The following is a 19,745-nucleotide window of genomic DNA, read 5'->3' as shown; positions in this document are numbered from 1 at the left end:
GACGCCGCCGGCCTGACCGCTCGATAGCGGGGTGGCCGGCTCCACGGCACGCACCCGGCGCTCGCCGGCCACCACGTGGTGGCCGGCGACATGATCCGAGGTCTGTGGGTTACGGGCCCTCGGTCACCGCCTGCTCAGCCGTCCGCCCCGCCCGCGTAGACCACTGGCCGCACCTCGATGCCGAGGCCCTCGACGCCGGCGTCCGGAATGAGCGCGGCCAGCTCCAGGGCACGCTCCCTGCTGTCGCACTCCACCAGGTAGTGGCCGCCGAGGTACTCCTTGGCCTCAAGGTAGGGCCCGTCCGTCACCGCCGGGACGCCGCCCCGGACTTTGACCACGGCGCTCTGCGACGGGTCGGCCAGCGCGGTGGTGCTGATCATCTCCCCGGACCTCTTGACGGTCTCCTTGACATCCTCCCGGCTCTGAAGAACCGGGATTCCAACCGTCGCCGGTTGGGCTTCCTGCTTCACCGCCGGTCGCCCGCCCGAGAGAGGACTCTCGTTGAGGTCTTACACCGGCTCCACAGGCGTTTCGCCTCTCCGCAAGCCCTGCGGCGAGGGTGATTCCGATCATTCATCCGGTGGCTTGGTTGTCGCCGCCGTCGAACACACTACCGAACCGTGCGGTGTCGTGCGGCGTTTTGACGGCGGTCCGCCTGGCGGCGGATCGCCTGCCCCTGCCCTGCTCCGCAGGAGTCCGATTCCTCCCCCGCCTGAAGGCGGGGGTCTCCCCGAAGGGCGCCTGACCTCGCGGAGGAGAGCCACATCGACCTGCTCGGCCAACGGCGATCTGTTGGCCGATTTCCGCTGAGTTACCAGGTGCGTTCATTGGCTTGCGGGGCTCGCAACCGCATGTTGCTGCCGCTGCGGCAAATCGTTTGAATTCGACTTTGACAGCGTGAACCTCATCACGATGAGCGCGGACGGGATATCGTCTCGACGACAATCCGGCGACCAGCACCTTTGCCGGACCAAGCGGAGATGACATCCAGGACCGTTGCGGCCGTGGCCTGTCTGTCCGGACTGCGACGGGGAACCGGAGGGGTCACGACAATGCCAGAGATTGAGGCCTACGCCTCGCCGAGTGCGGGGCGTGGCTTACTACTGCTGGTCAACGCCAGGTGAGATGGACAGAGCCGTAAGCTCGAGTTCGGGTGGACGCATGATGTGCGGGAGTTCGGAGATGGTTGCGCATGTTCGCTCACCGGCACCGTTGGCAACGGGGCGGGCCCGCCTGGTCGCGGGGACTGCGATGAATGACTTCATGCAGCGACAGTTCGGTGACTTCGTTTCGTGGGCACGAAGGCTCTAGGCTGCCCTTGTTCTACTGAAGACCGCTACAGTAGCCAACAATCCTATCGAGCATGGAGTGCCAGCATGGCCAAGCAGATTCAAGAGATTTTCATTGACGACCTCGACGGAACCCCGATGGAGTCCGAGAACATCGTCAAGTTCGGTCTCGACGGCGTCGCGTATGAGATCGACTTGGGGGAGAAGAACGAGGAGGCCCTGCGTAAGGCCCTGTCGCCCTTCATCACCAAGGCTCGCGCGGTCAGGAGTGAGCGGGCCGGCCGAGGCCGACGCGGAGCCGGTGGCAGCGCTCGTACCATGAGCAGGGAGAAGTCCGCCGAAATCCGGCAGTGGGCCAAGACGCACGGCCTGCCGGTGAGTGAGCGAGGCCGCATCGCCTCCACGGTGGTGGAGAAGTACGAGGCTGCCCACTAGGGGGGACCCCCCCAACAGCCGTGAGATAGATCAGAGGTAGGGCGTTGTTTCCGGTGCCGCAGGCGGACGTCGCCTGCGGCTTCCTGATGATGGCGCACCTCCTCGCGGTACGAGGCGCTGGTCCAGGCGATCCCGCGCTGGTGCGGCGGCAGGGAAGAGCCCACCCTCCGGACCTCGAGCCCGCAGGCCGCGTAGCCGTACTCAGGTGAAGGCGAGCGTCACGGCGAGGACGGCGAGGAGGGAGCCCATGGTGAGGCGTTGGATGCGGAGCCAGGAGGGGTGGGCCGACAGGAAGCCGGCGATGCCGCCTGCGGCCAGCACGATCGAGAGGTTGACCAGGAGGGCGACCGCGATCTGGACGCAGCCGAGGGTGATGCCCTGGAGCAGGATGTTTCCCCGGTCGAGGTCGATGAACTGCGGAATGATCGCCACATAGAGGAGCGCGATCTTCGGGTTGAGCAGGTTGGTCATCAGGCCCATCATGAAGAGCCGCAGCGGGGAGTCGGGCGGCACCTCCCGCGTCGCGAAGACGGACGCCCCGCCGGGCTTGAGCGTTTTCCAGGCCAGCCACAGCAGATACAACGCTCCCGCGATCCGGATGGCGGTCAGAAGCTCGGGGATCGCGGAGAACAACACCGCCAGGCCGAGGTTCGCCGCCACCAGATAGACGAGGAAGCCCGCCGCGACCCCGCCCAGCGAGATGATGCCTGCTCGTCGTCCCTGACTGGTGCTCCGGGACACGAGATACATCATGTTCGGCCCAGGGGACAGCACCATTCCGAGCGCCACGGACACGACACCGAGCACCGCGCTCTGTTCAATCATGAAACGAAGCTATCGGCGATGCGATATCGGTACAATATTAGAAATTGTACTCGGAGCAATGTTGTGTTTGGATGACCGGCATGGAGGACTATCGGCGCGTTGCCGACTCCGTCGCGGCGGAGATCGGGGCGGGGAGGCTGCGACCGGGTGACCGGCTGCCTCCGCAGCGGGTCTTCGCGCGGCGGCACGGCATTGCCGCCTCCACCGCCGCCCGCGTCTACGGGGAGCTGGCTCGCCGGGGCCTGATCGTCGGAGAGGTCGGTCGCGGCACTTTCGTGCGGGCCGCCGCCCCACGGCCGGGGCCGGCGCTGGCCGAGCCCGCGGGCAGCAGAGTCGACCTCGAGCTCAACTACCCCGTTGTGCCCGAGCAGTCGAAGCTGCTCGCCGACGGCATCAGTCCGTTGCTGCGCGCCGACGTGCTGGAGGCCGCGATGCGGCCGGTCGGCGCGGCAGGCACCCCGCCGGCGCGTGGCATCGTCGCCGATCTGCTCGCACGCGGGGAGTGGCGTCCCGATCCGGAACGGCTGCTGTTTTCGGGCAACGGCCGTCAGGCGATCGCGGCGGCCATCACCGCGTTGGTCCCTCCAGGCGCGCGACTCGGGGTGGAGGCGCTCACCTATCCGGTGCTCAAGGGGATCGCGGCCCGGATCGGGGTCACGCTGGTCCCGCTGCGGGTCGACGCGGCGGGTCTGGATCCCGCGGCCGTCGAGGCCGCCGCACGCAGGGCCCCGCTCAAGGCGATCTACGTCCAGCCGACGTTGCACAACCCGCTGTCGATCAGCATGCCGGTGGAGCGCAGGGCCGAGCTCGCGGGCGTCCTGGAGCGCCTGGACGTGCCCGCGATCGAGGACGCCATCTGGTCCTTCCTCCGTGAGGATTTGCCGCCTTTGGCCGCCTTCGCGCCCGAGCGCACGATACTCGTCGACAGCCTGTCCAAGCGTCTGGCGCCGGGGCTGTCGCTCGGCTTCGCCGTCATGCCGGGCCCTGCCGTCGCGGGTGTGGCGGCGGCGCTGCGGTCGGGTGGGTGGACGCCGATGCGGTTCGCGCTGGAGGCGGCCACGCGGTGGCTGACCGACGACACCGCCCGATCGGTGGCCCGTGCCAAGCAGCGGGATGCGGCCATGCGTCAGGAGATGGCCGCCCGCCACCTGGACGGGTTCGCGATCCGCAGCGATCCACGTTCCTACTACTGCTGGTGGGAGCTCCCGCCGCCCTGGCGGGCCGACACGTTCGTGGCGGCCGCCGCTCGACATGACATCGCGGTGACCCCCGCGGCGGCCTTCGCCGTCGGCCGCAACAGCGCGCCGAACGCCATCCGCCTCGGCTTGCCTCACCTCACCCGGAGGTCCTGTCCCGGGCCTTGGCCACCCTTGCCGACCTCGCCCGATCCAGGCCGGACGATCTCATCGCGGATTGACCTCGGGCCGCCAGGTTCCGCACTCCGGCCACCACGGCAACGCCGGCATGAAGAGCTGCATGCTCGGACGTCAGTGAGCGGATGTCCCGCCGGGCCTCACCGCACCGCGCGGAAGAAGGCCCGGATGTCCTCGACCAGCAGTTCCGGCGTCTCCATGGCGGCGAAGTGGCCGCCCCGGTCGAATTCCGACCAGTGCACGACGTTGTGCCCGCGTTCGGCGATCCGCCGGACGCCCGGATCGCCGGGGAAGACGGCGACGCCGTGCGGCAGCGCCGTGTACTCGGCGGCGGCGCCCCATGAACTCTGCGTCTCCTTGTACAGGCGGGCCGAGGACGCGGCGGTCCCGGTGAACCAGTAGATGCTGATGTCGGTGAGCAGCTGGTCGACGTCCACCGCGTCCTCGGGCAGTTCCCGCGCGGGGTCGGTCCACTCCTTGAACTTCTCGGCGATCCACGCCAGTTGCGCGGCGGGCGAGTCGTGCAGGCCGAACGCCAGGGTCTGCGGCCGGGTCGCCTGGATCATCGCGTAGCCGGCGCGGTCCTGGTCCTGGTACTGGCCGAGCCGGGCGAGCTCGGCCTCGGTGAGGCCCTCGAACTCGGCAGGGTCACCGGTGGGGAAGCCGAGGGCGCCGTTGACGTGGACGCCCACGACGTGCGCGGCGTCGGCGCGGCCGAGCATCGGTGAGATGACCGCGCCGCTGTCGCCGCCCTGCGCGCCGTAGCGGTGGTAGCCGAGGCGACGCATCAGCTCGGCCCACGCCCTGGCGACCCGGTTCAGGTCCCAGCCGGGCTCGGTGGTCGGCCCGGAGAAACCGAATCCGGGGATCGACGGGGCGACCACGTCGAAGGCGTCGGCCGCCTGGCCGCCGTGCGCGGCAGGGTCGGTGAGCGGCCCGATGACCTTCATGAACTCCGCGACCGAGCCGGGCCAGCCATGCGTAATGATCAGCGGGAGTGCGTTCGGCTCGGGTGAGCGAACGTGCAGGAAGTGGATGTTCTGCCCGTCGATACGGGTCGTGAACTGCGGGAACGCGTTCAACCGCGCCTCGGCGGCGCGCCAGTCGAATCCGGTGCGCCAGTACTCGGCCAGCTGCCGCGCGTACCCGGCCGGGACGCCGTACGACCAGCCGACTCCGGGCAGTTCGTCCGGCCAGCGGGTCGCGACGAGCCGGTCGCGCAGATCGTCAAGCTGCGCCTGCGGGACATCAATGCGAAAGGGTGTGATCTCCGAACTCATGCCTCCATTCTTAGGCGCATCCGTCCCCGCAGATAGTGCCCCGTGCACCGGCTGGACGTGCAGAATGCAGGTCCAGGCTCACGGCCTCATGACGTGGGGGAACCCGGTCCAGCGCAGGTCGGGCGGGAGGTGGCTCATGTCGTTGAACATCACGATCGTGGGTGGCAGGCCGTCGCGGTACTCGATCACCGTCAGCGCGGTGTTGGCGCTGTTCAGTCCGAGCCATCGCGATGGCGGCGCGTCCAGTGCATGCCGCACCAGCCACGCGATCTGGTAGGAGTGCGTCACCAGAACGTCGTGTGTGTCGGGCCGGGGCCCTTTCGTGGTCGTGCCGGGGGCCTTCGCGAACCGGGTGACCAGGGCCTCGGCGAGCCTCTGGCCCGAGGCTGCCTCGGTGTCGTCGTAGCCGTCGAAGAAGCCGGCCCAGGACGGGGGCGTTTCGGCCGCGCTGGGAATGTAGGGCACGTGATCGACGAGTTCGGCGGCCTCGGTCACGGGCACGTTCGGTAGATGCCGGGCGAGTTCGTGCGCGCTTGCCACGGCGCGTGGTAGCGGAGAGTGCCACACGGCGTCGACCGGTACGCCGGCGAGCCGTTCGCCCAGCAGGCCCGCTTGCCGGTGCCCGATGCCGGTGAGCTCCCCGAACGCGTCGGCCGCCCCATGGCGTGCCAGGTAGAGGTGTCGTGTTGTCATGCGGAGATGGCTCCTTGGCCGGGGACGGAAGTGATCAGTTACGCGTTCGCCGGCGTGACGGTGCCGGTGGTGCCGTCGATGGTGATGATGGTGTCGTCGTGGAGCCTGCTCGTCGCGTTCGGGATGCCGAGGACGGCGGGGATGGCGTGCTCGCGGGCGACGATCGCGGCGTGGCAGAGCACACCGCCGGTCTCGGTGACGACGCCGGCGGCGATGCGCAGCAGCGGCGTCCAAGCGGGGTCGGTGAAGGGGCAGACGAGGATGTCGCCCGGGCGCACGCGCGCGAAGTCTCCGGGACCGCGGACGATCCTCGCGGTGCCGGTCACGGTCCCGTGGCTGCCTGGTGTTCCGGTGAGTGCGGCGGCTGAGGTGTCCGAGGCGCCGGCAGGCGGTGCCGGCGGTGGGGGTGCGGCGGTGACCGGCCGTGCTTGCAGAACCCAGATGCGGCCGTCGACGATCGCCCACTCGATGTCCTGCGGTCCCCCGAGCACGGCAGCGATCTCCTTGCCCAGCGTGGCCAGCCGCGTGGCGATCGCGTCGTCGATCGTCGGTCGGCCCCGGGTATGGGCGGGCACGTCGCGGATGACGAGTCGCGTGCCGCGCCGGTCAAGGCGGGTCCGTTTGTCTGCGACGGTGCGGGTGACCGGCCCGTTCTCGGCGACGCGGTAGGCGTCAGGGGTGACCCTGCCCTCGACGATCCTGGGGCCGAGGCCCCAGGACGCCTCGATCTCGGTCGCGTCGTCCGGGTCCGCGGGTGTGAACATGACCCCGGACACCTCGGCATCCAGATGACGCTGGACGATGACGGCCATCACCAGATCGGCGGATGGCTGGTCGTCGCGGCCGAGGGCGCCCCGGTAGCCGATGGCACGTGGAGAGAACAGCGAGGCCCAGCAGGCACGTACGGCATCGGCGACCTCGCCGGCTCCGTGCACGGCGAGAAAGCTCTCGTGCTGACCGGCCGCCGATGCCTGAGTGGTGTCTTCGGTCGCCGCCGATGATCTGACCGCCACGGGGGGATCGCCGAGCGCGTCGAGTGCGCGTCCCAGCGCGTCGATCACGGTGGCGTGGACCGGGCGGGCCTCGATCAGCCGCCGCGCCGCGTCGAGATCGTCCGGCTCGCCGGTGATCCGCCCGAGGTCCAGGTCGCGGACCGCGGCGAGGTAGGCGTCGAACGAGACGACGAAGCCGTCGGGAACCGGTAGACCCGCGCGGAGCAACGCGCCGAGCGCCCCGGCCTTGCCCCCGCAGGTATCGGCGACAGCCTCCTTGAGGGGTACGATCACCATCCCCTACTTTCAACAGATTGTTGACAACGATTTGTTGATTGTGCACCATGAGTCGCATGCAGCACAAGCAGGACATCGTTCACTCCGTGCACGCTGACCACGTCCAGGCCCGCCGTGAGCAGGACGCGCGTGAGCGTCTTCTGAACCTGGGCGCGGACCTGCTCGACGCCCGGCCATGGCGACCCCCGCCGGCCCCGCCGTCGGCGGTCGACCTCGCGCAGTTCGCCGTCTGGCGCCACGCCGAGCTGAATCCGCAGGACATCCTGAGCGCGCTCGCCCTCCTGCCCGCCGCGCGCGCCGAGGTCGAAGGACTCGAAACCGCCCTGCTGTTCATGGCCCGGAGCACGGGACTGACCTGGGCACAGATGGCGCACGCGATGGGGTTCAACTCCCCGCAGGCGTGCCAGCAGCACTACACCCGCCTGGCGGCACGACAGGACGCCGACTCGTGACGCGGGACTCTCCGCTCGACCTCCTGGTCCTGCACGCCGTGCGCATCACCGGATTCGCGGACACCCCGGCGGTCGCTCACCGGTACGGGCTCGATGCGGCCGAGACGAAAGAGGTGCTGCTGGACGCCGAGGCGCGTGGCTGGGTCGGGCACACCGCCTTCGCCGGCACCGGAGGCTGGTCGCTGACCGAAGCGGGCCGAGCCGAGAACGAGCGCCGGCTCGCGGCCGAGCTCGCAGGCATCGGCGGTGCCGACGAGGTCCGTGACCTCTACCGCGAGTTCCTCCCGCTGAACGCCCTCCTGCAACGAGCCTGCACCGACTGGCAACTCCGGCCCACCGCCGGCGATCGGCTCGCCGTCAACGATCACTCCGATCCCGCCTGGGACGCCAGAATCCTGCACGAGCTCACCGGCATCGACCGCGCCCTGATGCCGCTCGCGGACCGCCTCGGGAGCCTTTTGACACGGTTCCGCGGATACGACACACGATTCACCGCAGCCTTGGCGCGCGCCCGAGCCGGGGAGGGCGCCTGGGTCGACCGCACCGACGTCGACTCCTGCCATCGTGTCTGGTTCGAGCTCCACGAAGACCTCATCGCCACGCTCGGCCTCGACCGGCACGCGGAACCCTGACCTCACGATGCCCCCGGTGGCCGTCCGGCCGCGGCAGCAGCGGGCCGTCCGTCTCGGCGGTCAGCCGGGGGAGCCGGTCGGCCGCAGCATGGGGACGAGAAACTGCCGGGCCACCGCGGCCAGTTGCCGGTCGTCGTCGAGGTCGATGATGAGGCTGGGGATCGCCAGAAACGAGGCGGAGACTCGGACCATAAGTTCGGCCACGAGGTCGGTGTCAAGGTCGCTTGACACGTTGCCGGCGTGTTGCTCCCGGCGGAGCTGGCCGGCGACGAACTGCCGCACGGTGGCGAGGGTCCGGCCCCCGTCGCTGGTCATGGAGGGCACCAGCAGGTCGGGTTCGGCGGCGATCAGGCCCCCGATCAGCGGATTGCTCCAAATCGCGCGCAACGAGCTTACGAAGCCCAATATCACCCGATCAGCAGCGGTGTCGGCCTGCTCTATGTCGATGAGAAACTGATCGAAATAGCGGCGAAACTCGCGACGCACCACGTGTTCGACCAGCACGTCCTTGGTCGCGAACCGCCGGTAGACCGTGATCCTCGAAACCTTCGCCAGGCGGGCCACGTCTTCCATCGTGGAACGGCGGATGCCCATCCGCGAGAACTGGTCGTACGCCGCATCGAGGATGCGTGCCCGCATCTCGTCCGTGTCGTCGACGCGTTCGACGGCATCAGAGTATGCGCGCTCCAGCAACGACTCGGAGTCTGCCGGTGCGATGAGCCCGGACAGCGCATTTTCCACGATCACCTCCTGTCCTGATTCTGCCTCAGTCCACAACAGTCGACTTCGCACTCTTGTGATGCGCTTAACAGTGTGCTGTCATGAACGATGATACGCAGAATCGTTCCTTGTTTCATCGTATCAGGAAGTGTCTCCCGGCTCCGACGAGGAGGAGGAACGAAGGGATGGACAAAGTCAGCAGGCGCAACGTGCTGAAGGCGGGCGGTGCGCTGGGCGCACTCGGTGCGCTGAGCATCGCGACGCCCGCGCACGCGCTCCCGCCCTGGACGTGGTCGGCCCAAGGCTCGGTGGCGGGCGCAGGGGCAGGCACCGACCCGCGATGGGTGTGGGACGAGCAAGCCGACCCGCTGGTCGCCTCGCTGCTCGACCGAGGCGACGTGCCCAGGGTCAACACACTGTTGCGGACCTGGACCAAGAACGGCCAGCCGTTACCGGCCGGACTGCCGGCCGACCTCCGGGACTTCATGGAACAGGCCCGCCAACTGCCTTCATGGGCCGACCAGGGCAAGCTCGCGACCGCGTTCAGGTTCAACGAGAAGCGAGGGCTCTACCTCGGCGTCCTGTACGGGCTGGCGAGCGGCATGATGAGCACCGTCATCCCGAAGGAGGCGCGCGCGGTCTACTACTCCCAGGGCGGCGCGGACATGAAGGACCGCATCTCCAAGACCGCCAAACTCGGGTATGACATCGGCACCCGAAACGCCTTCCAGGCCGATGGCGAAATGATCGTGACCTGCGTCAAGACCCGCCTGGTGCACGCAGCGGTGCGACACCTGCTGCCGCAGTCCCCGTACTGGCCGGACGTCGCCGACGAAGAGATCCCGATCAGTCAGCGGGACATGATGGTCACCTGGCACAGCCTGCCCACGACCGTCATGCAGAAGCTGACCGCGTGGAAGGTGCCCATCCCCGCCGCCGAGTCCGAGGCGTTCCTGCACTCGTGGCAGCTGGGCGGGCACATGCTGGGCATCAAGGACGAGTACCTCCCGGCGTCCTGGGCCGAGGCCAACAGCCAAGCCGACCAGGTCCTGAAACCGGTGCTGGCTCCGACGCCCGAAGGCATCAAGCTGGCCGACATCCTTCTCAACCTCGGCTCCTCCGTCGACGCCGGCATCCTCAGCAAGCCCATACTCGGCGCGTTCACGCGCTTCCTGCTCGGCGACCAGATCGCCGGATGGGTGAAGATCCGCAGAGAGCCCGTCTGGGACCCGCTGCTCAAGCTGTCCTGGGGGCCCTTCATCGCCGTCCGCGAAGGTCTGCTTCCCTTCCCGCTGGCGCCGGAGGCCTACTGGCTGTTCGACGAGTTCCTTCGTAAAGCAGCGCTCCTCTTCCTGTCCGAGGCGCGACCGATCAGCATCGAGATCCCGGACACCAACCGCCCATCCTGAAACTCGACGGTCTGAATTCTCGGCCCGGAATCTTCATATCCGGGCCGAGACCTTCCACGCCGCGCCCCCATCCGTTCGAGAGCCGCGTACGGAAAACCTCGACGTTCTTTGTCGAGATGGACAAAGACCGGCCATGTGCCGGCACATCACCAAGCTTGGGAAAGGAAGTCACGGCATGGCGGAGCTGAGCAGACGCAAGATGCTGATCTCGGGCGGCGCCTTGGGGGCGCTCGGAGCGCTGGGGATGGCGTCTCCAGCGGAAGCCCGCGCCCTGGCGGCCTGGACCTGGGCGCCGAGCGGTTCGATGGCCGGCACCGGCGCCGGAACCGATCCACGGTGGGTGTGGGACGAGGAGGCCGACCCGCTGGTCGCCTCGCTGATCGATCGCGGTGCCGTGCCCGAGGTCAACCGGCTGCTGTGGAACTGGACCCGAAACGACCAGCCCTTACCCGACGGGCTGCCGGGCGACCTCAAAGCCTTCATGGAGCGGGCACGGCAGCTGCCGTCATGGGCCGACCAGGGCAAGCTGAACACCGCCGCCCAGTTCAACAAGTCCAGAGGGCTGTACCTCAACCTGCTCAACGGAGTGGGCGGCGGCATGCTGAGCACCGCCATCCCCAAAGAGGCCCGCGCGGTCTACTACTCCAAAGGCGGCGCGGACATGGAGGATCGCGTCGCCAAGACCAGCATCCTGGGATTCGCCGTCGGAGCCCTCAACGCCTACCGGCCCGACGGCTCCTGCGTGGTCGAGTCCGTGAAGACCCGGCTGGTGCACGCCGCGGTGCGCCACCTGCTGCAGCAGTCTCCCCACTGGGGCGGGGACATCCCGATCAGCCAGGAGGACATGCTGGTCACCTGGCACACCCTGCCGACCTTCGCCATGCGCAAGATGCTCGAATGGCAGGTCCCGATCAATCCCGCCGACTCCGAGGCGTACCTGCACGTGTGGCAGGTGACCGCGCACATGCTCGGCATCAAGGACGAATACCTCCCCGCCACCTGGGCCGCGGCCAACGCCCAGTCGGACCAGATCCTGCCCCGCAACATGGGCCCGACGCCCGAGGGTGTGGAACTGACCGACATCCTGCTGGGCCAGCTCGCCGAGCAGACCAGTCCCGGCAGCATCAGCCGTCCCCTGTGCAACGCCCTCGCCCGTTACCTGGTCGGTGACCAGGTGGCCGACTGGGACGGCATCAGACGCGAACCGGTGTGGGGCCCGCTGATCAGCTCCGCCTGGCCGAAGCTGGTGAAGTTTCGCGAGGGGCTCATCCCGCTGCCCCTGGTGCCCAGTGTCGCCTGGGTCATCGATGAGGCCGTGCGGCAGTACATCCTGTTCTTTCTCACCAAGGGCAAGGAAACCAAGATCGAAATCCCGACGACCAACCGTCCCGGCTCATGACCGGATCGAACGGCGGGCTCGACGAGGCCATCGGGCGGCGGCGGTTCCTCGGGTACGTGCTGGCGGGTCCGACCCTGGTGGCCGCCGCCGAACTCACACCCGCGGCATCGGCCACGACATCGGCCGCGGCATCGGCGGCCGCCGCCCCGTTGCCTTCGCCGGAACTCACGCAACTGCTCGACCTCAACGACCTGATGACCGCGGCGGCGCTGCCCACCTCGGGCCTCATCTCGGTCGAGGTCAGGCCGGACGGCACGGTGTCGTTCGCGTTGCCGCGGGCCGAGGTGGGGCAGGGCATCACCACCTCGACGGCCATGCTGATCGCCGAGGAAATGGCCGTGCCGCTGGACCGGGTGCGCGTCACGCTGGCCGACGCCCGGCCTGAGCTCGTGTTCAACCAGCTCACCGGCGGATCGAACACGACCTTCGCGACCTACACCCCGATCCGGGTCGCCGCCGCCGTCGCCCGGCTCCGGCTGCTGGAGGCCGCGGCAGCCGAACTGGGCTCGGCGGTCACCGACCTGACGCTGAAGGCCGGTGTGATCACCGATCGCTCGGGTCGCGGCATCGACATCGGCGCGCTCGCCGAGAAGGCCGCGAGCACCCGGACCCGGCAGGTGTCCGTGGAGCTCACGTCACGCGAGAACTTCACCGTCATCGGCAAACCGCACAACCGGGTCGACGCTCTGGACGCGGTCACCGGGCGCAAGAAGTTCACGATGGACCTCGACGTCCCGAACGCGAAGCCGACCATGGTGTGCCGCCCGCCGACCATCAACGGCAAGGTCGGCTCGGTGGCCAACCTCGCCGAGGTCCGCACCATGCCGGGCGTCACCGATGTCGTGGTGATCTCCACCGGGGTGGCGGTGCGCGCCGAGACCTTCGGCCAGTGCGTCGACGCCGTACGCGCCCTGAAGGTCACCTGGAAAGCCGGCACCGCGGCGGGCAAATCCGACGACAGCGTGCTGCGGCAACTGGAAGCCGCGGAACTACCTCTCGGGCTCAGGCCGCCGACCCCGACCGTCGAAGGCAAGTTCACCTTCTACTTCCGCAGCAACAGCGCGCTGGAACCCAACTGCGCGATCGCCGACGTGCGGGCCGACCGTGCCGAGATCTGGTCGGCGCTGAAATCGCCCATCGTCGCCCAGCAGGCCATCGCCACCAAGCTGAAGCTGGCGCCCAGCAGGGTCGCCGTGCATGTCATCGAAGGCGGCGGCTCCTTCGGGCGCAAGCTGTTCTTCGACGCCGCGCTGGAAGCGGCCGAGGTGTCCCAGAAGATCGGCAAACCGGTCAAGCTCATGTGGCACCGCGCCGACGACGCCCGCCAGGGCCGCACCCACCCCATGGCCACCTCGCGGGTACGGGTCGCCTACCTCGGCGACACCGTGCTGAGCTACAAACAGCGGCACACCAGCGTCTCCACCGACCTCGGCCACGGGCTCGGCGAGATCATCACCGCCATGGCCGCGCGGCTCCCGGTGGGCGACATCGGTTTCTCCCAGACGTTCTTCCATCTCAGCCAGGCGATGTCCTACGACTTCGGCGCGAGTAGCCAGTTGCTCAGCGAGACGGACAAGAGCTTCAATACCGGCAGCATGCGCAACGTCTACTCGCCCGATGTCACCTGCGCCCGCGAACTGATCGTCGACCAGCTCGCCGGAAGGATGGGCAAGGATCCCTACCGGTTCCGGCACGGCTTCCTGCGCGACGACCGCTCCCGGGCGGTCCTCGCCAAGGCGGCCGAAGCGGGCGGCTGGGGGCGGCCGATGGCGGCCGGTACCGCGCAGGGCATCGCGTTCCACGCCGAGTACAAAGCCGTCAGCGCCGCGCTGGTGGAGATCGACTGCCGGCCCGAGACCGTCAACCGTTCCGTTCGCGACGGCGTGAGCGGGCCCCGCGTCACCAAGGTCGTCTTCGTGGTGGACGTAGGTCTCGCCGTCAACCCGCGCGGCCTGGAGGCGCAGATGATGGGCGGCGTCATGGACGGCATCGCACTGGCCCTGACCTCCAGCCTGCATCTGCGCGACGGCTACTTCCTCGAAGCGAGCTGGGACAACTACTTCTACACCAGGCAGTGGAACACCCCGCCCGAACTCCGGATCATCGTCATGCCGAGCACTTCCGAGACGCCCGGCGGCGCCGGCGAGCTGGGCGTCTCCGCGTCGATGGCCGCGGTCGCCTGCGCCTACGGCCGCGCGACCGGGACGATGCCCACCCGCTTCCCGATCAACCACGGCACGCTCTCCTTCACTCCCAAGCCGACCGTCCCGCCCGTCCCGCCGTCCCCCACCGACGGCGTGGACCACGCCCGCTGAAGCAAGGAGTTGCGAGTGCCTGAGTACACCTTCCGCGTCAACGGCGAGCAGGTCACCGTCGACGTCGCCGGCGATGTGCGCCTGCTGTGGGTCTTGCGCGACGTCCTCGGCATCACCGGGCCGAAGTACGGCTGCGGCATCAACGTCTGCAAGGCGTGCACCAGCCACCTCAACGGCAAAGCGGTCAACCCGTGCGCGATCCCCGTCGAAGATCTTCAGCCGACCGACGAGGTCACCACCATCGAAGGGCTCCCGGCCACGGTCGGCAGGGACCTGCACCCGATGCAGCAGGCCTGGCTCGACCACGATGTCGCCCAGTGCGGCTACTGTCAGCCCGGCCAGATCATGGCCGCCGTGGCGCTGGTTCGCCGGGCCGCCGCCGAAGGCCGCGCGATCACCGAGGCCGACCTCGACGGCCTGCGCAACATCTGCCGCTGTGGCACCTACTCCCGCATCCGCGCGGCGATCAAGGCCGGCGCCGGCAACATGGGAGGCGGGCCTGTTTAGGCCGGTGGGGTCAGACCTACGTCCGGGCGGGTGTGGTGATTCGCGGGCCGGCTCACTCAGGTGAGCCGGTTATCCGGATGAGGTTGCCGGCGGGATCGCGGAAGGCGCAGTCGCGGACTCCGTAGTCCTGGTCGATGGGCTCTTGGACGACATCGGCACCTGCGGCCTGGAGGCGGTCGAAAAGCCCGTCGAGGTCGTGGGTGGCCAGCGTGATGCCGGTGTAGGCGCCCTTGGTGATGAGTTCCAAGATGGTGCGGCGCTCGTCATCGGTGACGCCCGGATCGGCCGCCGGCGGGTGCAGCACGATTGAGGTGCCGGGCTGGCCGGCCGGTCCGACGGTGATCCACCGCATGTCCTCGTAGCCGTGATCGGCCCGGACCTCGAAGCCCAGGGTGTCACGATAGAAGCCCAGAGCGGCCTCGGGGTCGGTGTGCGGGAGGAAGGCCTGATGAATGGTGATGTTCATGCCCATCACGCTATGCATGACTACCCGGCCGGGCTTCTCGATTCTTGACCGGTCTGGTCACCTGCTTGCTCAGACACGGCGGAATGCCCGCCGCGGCCTGGGAGTGGTCGCGTCGGTAGACGCTCGGCGGCACGCCGACCAGATCGGTGAACCTGGTGCTGAACGTGCCCAGCGAGGAGAAGCCCACCTCGAAACACACTTCCGTGACGCTGAGGTCTCCGCGGCGCAGCAGCGTCATCGCCCGTTCGATGCGCCGGGTCATCAGATATGAGTACGGAGACTCACCGTAGACGCGGCGGAACTCTCGACTCAGGTGCCCGACCGACATGTGCGCCGCACGGGCCAGTGCGTCGAGGCTCAGCGGCTTGGCGTACTCACGATCAATCCGGTCCCGGACACGGCGGATCACGGCGATGTCGCGCAAACGTCGCGCCTCCAGACGCCCAAGGCCCATACGCGCCATCGTTCCACGTCGCGCCTGCCGCGCGGGCGACAGGTGCGTCGCCACCATGAATGTCCGGGCTCACTCGGACCGCATGACGGTCAGGAGTTCGGGCGGTGCGACAGGATGGCAGGGCCGAGCCGCACACCCGGCCACCCCGGTAGGGTGAGCATCCTTTTGGGATGCGGGAGGAAACGGTGCGGGGGGCGTTGCTGGTCGCGGGGACCACGTCGGACGCGGGCAAGAGCGTCGTAACGGCGGGAATCTGCCGGTGGCTGGCCAGGCAGGGCGTGCGGGTGGCGCCGTTCAAGGCGCAGAACATGTCGCTCAACTCGTTCGTGACCGCCGATGGCGCCGAGATCGGCCGCGCGCAGGTGGTGCAGGCGGCGGCTTGCGGCCTGCGGCCGACCGCCGACATGAACCCGATCCTCCTCAAACCGGGCAGTGACCGGCGTAGCCAGGTCATCGTCATGGGCCGTCCGACGGCCGACGTGGACGCCATGGAGTACGGCGCGCTCAGGGACCACTTACGAGCCGTCGCGGTGGAGGCGCTTGAGCGGTTGCGGTCACAGTACGACGTGGTGATCTGCGAGGGCGCGGGCAGCCCGGCCGAGATCAACCTGCGCGCGGGTGACATCGCCAACATGGGCCTGGCCCAGGCCGCCGGGCTCCCCGTCATCGTCGTCGGCGACATCGACCGCGGCGGTGTCTTCGCCTCGATGTACGGCACGCTCGCCCTGTTGGACGCGGCCGACCAGGCGCTCATCGCCGGTTTCCTGGTGAACAAGTTCCGGGGTGCGCGTGAGCTGCTGGAACCGGGGCTCGACATGCTGCGCGCGCTGACGGGCCGGGAGGTCTACGGCGTGTTGCCGTGGCTCGACGGACTCTGGATGGACGTGGAGGACTCGCTCGCGCTGGACAATCGCCCGGCGCCGGTGCCGATGGGGGGCGGGCCGAGCCTGCGGGTCGCGGTCGTCAGGCTGCCGCGGATCTCGAACTTCACCGACATGGACGCGCTGGCGAGCGAGCCGGGGGTGATCGTGCGGTTCGTCACCTCGGCCGCGGAGCTGGACGACGCCGACCTGGTGGTCATCCCCGGCTCGCGGGCCACGGTCGCCGATCTGACATGGCTCAGGTCGACGGGGCTGGCTCGGGCCGTACGGGAGCGGGCGGCTCGGGGCGGGCCGGTGCTGGGCATCTGCGGCGGCTACCAGATGCTGGCCAGGACGATCAGGGACGACGTCGAGTCGGGCGCCGGCTTGGTGGAGGGGCTTGGGTTGCTGCCCGCGTTCGTGGAGTTCGCGGCGGACAAGCGGCTCGGGCGTCCGGTGGGGGAGGCGTACGGCTGCCGCGTGACCGGCTACGAGATCCACCACGGGACCGTGACCGTCGACCGGCCCGGCCACGGGCCGGTCGGTGCGGGCGGGGTCGGCGGAGATGGGGCGGAGCCCTTTCTCGACGGCTGTCGTCTGGGAGCCGTGTGGGGAACGACCTGGCACGGCGCCCTGGAGAACGACGACTTCCGCAGGGCGTTTCTCACGGAGGTGGCGGCGACCGCCGGACGGGCCTTCACCCCCGTGCCGGACACCTCGTTCGCCGCGCTCCGCGAGGCCCGGCTGGATGCGCTCGGCGACCTGGTCGAGCGGCACGCCGACACCGAGGGCCTGGCCCGGCTGATCCAGCGGGGCGCTCCGGCGAGGCTTCCCCTGCTGGGTCCCGGAGCGGGTCCCTCTCTTGGGAACGCGTGAGAGACCCGCAACAAGTGCTCGCGAAGACGAACGCCGGGCGGTTCTCAGGGGAGCGGCCAGTTGCGTAGAGCGGCGTCGGCCACCTCCTGAAGTTCGTCGCGGCCGACACCGCTCGCTGCTTGCACGGCGATGCCGAATGCCAAGGTGGTGACGTATCGGGCCAGCAGCCCCGGATTGGTCTCCGGAGGAAGTTCGCCTTCGTCGACGGCCCGCTGGAACCGCTCTCGCACGCGGGAGCAGCCGTTGTCACGCCAGGCGACGAGAAGGTCACGGACTCCACGCCCGGAGTCGCCGGAGGCCAGGGCGCCCTGGACGCCCATGCACCCGTGGGGGTGCCAACCTCGCCCGGGCGCGACGGATCATCTTGAGGTGAGTCTGTCCCTGAGCACCTTCCCCGCACCGGCCGGACTTCGCCTACACCGACCTGGAGCCCCTCTTCGGGGCCGGGTCCTGCCTCGGCTCTTCCGGACGTTCGATACGGGTGGGATCGCCGCGTACGAGCTCATCGTGGATGCGCCAGCGGGCGGTGGTGACGGCGCGGCCCGCCGCCTCGTCGCCGTCCTCGATGCGCTGCCGCAGCAGCCGCAGGGCGAGGCGGCGATTGAGGCTGAACTGCCGCTCGGTGTCGACCACGACGACGATCCCGGAGGGCCTATGGGTCGCCCGTACCGCGGTGCTGGCCTTGTTGCGGTGTTGACCGCCGGGGCCGCCGGTGCGGCAGGCGACGATGTCGACGTCTGTCTCCGCGAACGTCGTGCGGGGGGTGTCGACCTGGACCGGCTGGGCGATGACGTACCAGTTCTTCCGGCCGGTGCTGGCCCGGTAGGGGCTGGGGGCCTGCCAGCACAGGGTTCCGGTCCACGAGGCGGCGAACGCCTCGGCGCCGGCTCCTGTCATCCGGATGAGGACCGAGCGGTAGGTGCCAGGCCGGTCGCCGGGAACGGTCTGGACCCGGCTGGTCCGAAGGTCGCGCCGGGCGGCGTCGGTTTCGAGGCGGTGCAGCAGCTGGGCCAGCGCCCAGGCGCACTCCTGCGGGCCGCGCCCGGCCGACAGGAGCAGGTGGACGCTCACTGCCGGCCTCGCTTGCGGCGCTGGTCCCGGTGGCCCTTCCGGGGAGTGGACCCGAGCTCGGCCGTCTTGTAGGTGACCAGGGGGATCGTGGTGGCCACCGGCGTGGCCAGGTCGTGGTCGACGAGGTCGGCGATCACTTGCTCGATGCGTTTGTAGGCCGTCGGCGCCTCCTCGAAGAGCAGCTGGCGGTCGCCGCACACCACCAGCGACCCCACCGGTGTGCGGCGCAGTTCCTCGACCGTGTGCTTGGCCCGGCCCCGGCGCAGGGCGTCGGCACGCGACATCTTGCGGCCCGCGCCGTGCGCGACGGAATGGCCGGCGTCCGGCCCGGCGTGCGCGGCCACGAGGTAGGACTGGCTGCCCCGGGTGCCGGCGATGAGCACGTCGCGGCCGTCACCCGGCGCGGCCCCCTTGCGGTGCAGGTAGATCCCGTCGCGGAGCTCGACCAGGTTGTGGCACTGGTCGACGATCGGCTCGGTGGGCTCGGCCCCCAGCGCGTGGGCGACCCGGGCGGCCATCAGCCGCCGGTTGAGTGATCCCCAGCGTACGGCGTCGTCGTGCATCGCCAGGTAGGCGCCGGGATCGGGGGCAGGGCCCGCGCCGTGGACCGCGGTGTGCGCTCGCAGGATCCGTTCGCCCAGCCCCCGGGAACCGCTGTGGACGATGAGAACCAGGTCGCCGGCGGCGAGTCCGAGACGGCTCGCGTGGTCCGGCTCGAAGACGGTGCCGATCCGCGCCAGTTCGACGAAGTGGTTGCCCCGGCCGACCGTCCCGAGGCTCTCGACGTGACCGGCGGGAATGTCGCCCTTCAGCACGGCCCACGCCGGGTCGTCGGCGTCCCGCTCAGGGTCCAGCGCGCGATCGAGGTCGGGGAACCGGGCGGCGAGTCTCTCGGGGTCGGCGCGCTTGAGCTTGATGGGGAACACGGCGATGCCGCAGCCGATGTCGGATCCGACCAGGAACGGATACAGCGTGGTCGACGCCATGGCGGCGCCGATGGGGGCGCCCTTGCCGGGGTGCAGGTCAGGCATGGCGGCGACGTGCGTCATGCCGTCCAGGGCGGCCACCTGGTGGCACTGCGCGAGGGCCTCGGACTCGATCCAGCTCGCAGGGGAGGCGAATACGGTGACGGTGGCCGAATGCGCGGCCGGGGTGGACGGCAGGGGGGACTCCTGCCGGGAGTGTCGCTGAGACAAAGACGCTCTCTTCGCTGAACAGGGTGTGGGCAGGCGGCATCGCGGCGCGATTCGGCGCCGTGGCATCTCGGAGGAGGGGTGTGCTGTCCGTCAGAGGATCATGGACACCACGTTTCCGGAGCCCGCCACAAGAGGCAACCGGTTTTCGGCCGTACGACACCGGTGGCGGCGCCCGCGCCGGCCAGGCACGACCCGACGTCGACG

19 protein-coding genes and 1 pseudogene are annotated in these 19,745 nt (G+C 69.4%); 9 read left to right on the top strand and 11 right to left on the bottom strand.

What is annotated here, in order from left to right; translation table 11 throughout:
- Window positions 1-134 precede the first annotated feature (134 nt).
- The gene (locus AB0I38_RS03990) at window positions 135-470 is read right to left on the bottom strand and encodes a YciI family protein (RefSeq protein WP_358461469.1); all 336 of its coding nucleotides are present in this window, start codon (window positions 468-470) and stop codon (window positions 135-137) included.
- A 906-nt stretch (window positions 471-1,376) separates the two neighbouring features.
- Between AB0I38_RS03990 and AB0I38_RS03985 the strand changes: the two genes are divergently transcribed.
- On the top strand, window positions 1,377-1,724 hold the full coding sequence (locus AB0I38_RS03985) for a histone-like nucleoid-structuring protein Lsr2 (protein ID WP_358461466.1): 348 nt from the start codon (window positions 1,377-1,379) through the stop codon (window positions 1,722-1,724).
- A 201-nt stretch (window positions 1,725-1,925) separates the two neighbouring features.
- Here the strand turns inward: AB0I38_RS03985 and AB0I38_RS03980 are convergent, their stop codons facing one another.
- Entirely contained in the window at window positions 1,926-2,549 is a 624-nt protein-coding gene (locus AB0I38_RS03980) for a LysE family translocator (protein ID WP_358461463.1), read from the bottom strand.
- A gap of 71 nt (window positions 2,550-2,620) precedes the next feature.
- Here AB0I38_RS03980 and AB0I38_RS03975 point away from each other — a divergent pair.
- Window positions 2,621-2,767: pseudogene (locus tag AB0I38_RS03975) on the top strand (PLP-dependent aminotransferase family protein); the annotation flags it as partial.
- 1,295 nt (window positions 2,768-4,062) lie between these two features.
- Here AB0I38_RS03975 and AB0I38_RS03970 read toward each other — a convergent pair.
- From AB0I38_RS03970 to AB0I38_RS03960, 3 genes are all read right to left on the bottom strand, one after another.
- A complete protein-coding gene (locus AB0I38_RS03970; protein ID WP_358461460.1) occupies window positions 4,063-5,202 on the bottom strand; it encodes an epoxide hydrolase family protein in 1,140 nt (379 codons plus the stop codon).
- A 78-nt stretch (window positions 5,203-5,280) separates the two neighbouring features.
- Entirely contained in the window at window positions 5,281-5,895 is a 615-nt protein-coding gene (locus tag AB0I38_RS03965; RefSeq protein ID WP_358461457.1) for a histidine phosphatase family protein, read from the bottom strand.
- A gap of 38 nt (window positions 5,896-5,933) precedes the next feature.
- Window positions 5,934-7,184 carry a PEP/pyruvate-binding domain-containing protein gene (locus AB0I38_RS03960; protein ID WP_358461454.1) on the bottom strand — a complete coding sequence of 417 codons (1,251 nt, stop codon included), beginning with the start codon at window positions 7,182-7,184 and terminating at the stop codon, window positions 5,934-5,936.
- 56 nt (window positions 7,185-7,240) lie between these two features.
- Between AB0I38_RS03960 and AB0I38_RS03955 the strand changes: the two genes are divergently transcribed.
- Window positions 7,241-7,636, top strand: a complete 396-nt coding sequence (locus AB0I38_RS03955) for a DNA-binding protein (RefSeq protein WP_358461452.1) — start codon at window positions 7,241-7,243, stop codon at window positions 7,634-7,636.
- Window positions 7,633-8,268: a transcriptional regulator gene (locus AB0I38_RS03950; protein WP_358461449.1), complete on the top strand. Its 636-nt coding sequence runs from the start codon at window positions 7,633-7,635 to the stop codon at window positions 8,266-8,268. The genes AB0I38_RS03955 and AB0I38_RS03950 overlap by 4 nt, the downstream gene beginning before the upstream one ends.
- Before the next feature lie 60 nt (window positions 8,269-8,328).
- Here AB0I38_RS03950 and AB0I38_RS03945 read toward each other — a convergent pair whose 3' ends face one another.
- Window positions 8,329-9,009 (bottom strand): TetR/AcrR family transcriptional regulator, encoded by a 681-nt coding sequence (locus tag AB0I38_RS03945; RefSeq protein WP_358461446.1) that lies wholly within the window; start codon window positions 9,007-9,009, stop codon window positions 8,329-8,331.
- 164 nt (window positions 9,010-9,173) lie between these two features.
- On the opposite strand from AB0I38_RS03945, the gene AB0I38_RS03940 reads away from it, so the two are divergent.
- From AB0I38_RS03940 to AB0I38_RS03925, 4 genes are all read left to right on the top strand, one after another.
- On the top strand, window positions 9,174-10,397 hold the full coding sequence (locus AB0I38_RS03940) for an oxygenase MpaB family protein (protein ID WP_358461443.1): 1,224 nt from the start codon (window positions 9,174-9,176) through the stop codon (window positions 10,395-10,397).
- Window positions 10,398-10,572: 175 nt separating this feature from the next.
- Window positions 10,573-11,796, top strand: a complete 1,224-nt coding sequence (locus AB0I38_RS03935) for an oxygenase MpaB family protein (protein WP_358461440.1) — start codon at window positions 10,573-10,575, stop codon at window positions 11,794-11,796.
- Window positions 11,793-14,111 (top strand): molybdopterin cofactor-binding domain-containing protein, encoded by a 2,319-nt coding sequence (locus AB0I38_RS03930; RefSeq protein WP_358461437.1) that lies wholly within the window; start codon window positions 11,793-11,795, stop codon window positions 14,109-14,111. Before AB0I38_RS03935 ends, AB0I38_RS03930 begins: the two co-directional genes overlap by 4 nt.
- Window positions 14,112-14,126: 15 nt before the next feature.
- Entirely contained in the window at window positions 14,127-14,618 is a 492-nt protein-coding gene (locus AB0I38_RS03925) for a (2Fe-2S)-binding protein (protein ID WP_358461434.1), read from the top strand.
- Window positions 14,619-14,670: 52 nt separating this feature from the next.
- Here AB0I38_RS03925 and AB0I38_RS03920 read toward each other — a convergent pair whose 3' ends face one another.
- Window positions 14,671-15,084 (bottom strand): VOC family protein, encoded by a 414-nt coding sequence (locus AB0I38_RS03920; protein ID WP_358461431.1) that lies wholly within the window; start codon window positions 15,082-15,084, stop codon window positions 14,671-14,673.
- A 10-nt stretch (window positions 15,085-15,094) separates the two neighbouring features.
- Window positions 15,095-15,538: a helix-turn-helix transcriptional regulator gene (locus AB0I38_RS03915; RefSeq protein ID WP_358462272.1), complete on the bottom strand. Its 444-nt coding sequence runs from the start codon at window positions 15,536-15,538 to the stop codon at window positions 15,095-15,097.
- Between the two features lie 170 nt (window positions 15,539-15,708).
- On the opposite strand from AB0I38_RS03915, the gene AB0I38_RS03910 reads away from it, so the two are divergent.
- Window positions 15,709-17,274 (top strand): cobyric acid synthase, encoded by a 1,566-nt coding sequence (locus tag AB0I38_RS03910; protein ID WP_358461428.1) that lies wholly within the window; start codon window positions 15,709-15,711, stop codon window positions 17,272-17,274.
- A gap of 44 nt (window positions 17,275-17,318) precedes the next feature.
- On the opposite strand, the gene AB0I38_RS03905 is transcribed toward AB0I38_RS03910, so the two are convergent.
- The 3 genes from AB0I38_RS03905 to AB0I38_RS03895 form a co-directional block, all read right to left on the bottom strand.
- Window positions 17,319-17,594 carry a hypothetical protein gene (locus AB0I38_RS03905; RefSeq protein ID WP_358461424.1) on the bottom strand — a complete coding sequence of 92 codons (276 nt, stop codon included), beginning with the start codon at window positions 17,592-17,594 and terminating at the stop codon, window positions 17,319-17,321.
- A 94-nt stretch (window positions 17,595-17,688) separates the two neighbouring features.
- Window positions 17,689-18,345, bottom strand: coding sequence for a peptide chain release factor H (gene prfH / locus AB0I38_RS03900; RefSeq protein ID WP_358461421.1), 657 nt, complete (start codon window positions 18,343-18,345; stop codon window positions 17,689-17,691).
- Window positions 18,342-19,541, bottom strand: a complete 1,200-nt coding sequence (locus AB0I38_RS03895) for an RNA ligase RtcB family protein (RefSeq protein WP_358461418.1) — start codon at window positions 19,539-19,541, stop codon at window positions 18,342-18,344. Before AB0I38_RS03895 ends, prfH begins: the two co-directional genes overlap by 4 nt.
- Window positions 19,542-19,745 lie beyond the last annotated feature (204 nt).

It is taken from the genome of Nonomuraea cavernae, from assembly GCF_040655715.1.
GTDB lineage: Bacteria > Actinomycetota > Actinomycetes > Streptosporangiales > Streptosporangiaceae > Nonomuraea > Nonomuraea cavernae_A.
The sequence above is the reverse complement of the archived record's forward strand: the minus strand, read 5'-3'. Positions and strand labels throughout refer to the sequence as shown.

Bases quoted from the DNA above. Each gene is read 5' to 3' on its own strand.
- AB0I38_RS03985 (WP_358461466.1), top strand. From the start codon at position 1,377: ATGGCCAAGCAGATTCAAGAGATTTTCATTGACGACCTCGACGGAACC.
- AB0I38_RS03980 (WP_358461463.1), bottom strand. From the start codon at position 2,549: ATGATTGAACAGAGCGCGGTGCTCGGTGTCGTGTCCGTGGCGCTCGGA.
- AB0I38_RS03970 (WP_358461460.1), bottom strand. From the start codon at position 5,202: ATGAGTTCGGAGATCACACCCTTTCGCATTGATGTCCCGCAGGCGCAG.
- AB0I38_RS03965 (WP_358461457.1), bottom strand. From the start codon at position 5,895: ATGACAACACGACACCTCTACCTGGCACGCCATGGGGCGGCCGACGCG.
- AB0I38_RS03960 (WP_358461454.1), bottom strand. From the start codon at position 7,184: ATGGTGATCGTACCCCTCAAGGAGGCTGTCGCCGATACCTGCGGGGGC.
- AB0I38_RS03955 (WP_358461452.1), top strand. From the start codon at position 7,241: ATGCAGCACAAGCAGGACATCGTTCACTCCGTGCACGCTGACCACGTC.
- AB0I38_RS03940 (WP_358461443.1), top strand. From the start codon at position 9,174: ATGGACAAAGTCAGCAGGCGCAACGTGCTGAAGGCGGGCGGTGCGCTG.
- AB0I38_RS03935 (WP_358461440.1), top strand. From the start codon at position 10,573: ATGGCGGAGCTGAGCAGACGCAAGATGCTGATCTCGGGCGGCGCCTTG.
- AB0I38_RS03930 (WP_358461437.1), top strand. From the start codon at position 11,793: ATGACCGGATCGAACGGCGGGCTCGACGAGGCCATCGGGCGGCGGCGG.
- AB0I38_RS03920 (WP_358461431.1), bottom strand. From the start codon at position 15,084: ATGAACATCACCATTCATCAGGCCTTCCTCCCGCACACCGACCCCGAG.
- AB0I38_RS03915 (WP_358462272.1), bottom strand. From the start codon at position 15,538: ATGGGCCTTGGGCGTCTGGAGGCGCGACGTTTGCGCGACATCGCCGTG.
- AB0I38_RS03910 (WP_358461428.1), top strand. From the start codon at position 15,709: ATGCGGGAGGAAACGGTGCGGGGGGCGTTGCTGGTCGCGGGGACCACG.
- AB0I38_RS03905 (WP_358461424.1), bottom strand. From the start codon at position 17,594: ATGGGCGTCCAGGGCGCCCTGGCCTCCGGCGACTCCGGGCGTGGAGTC.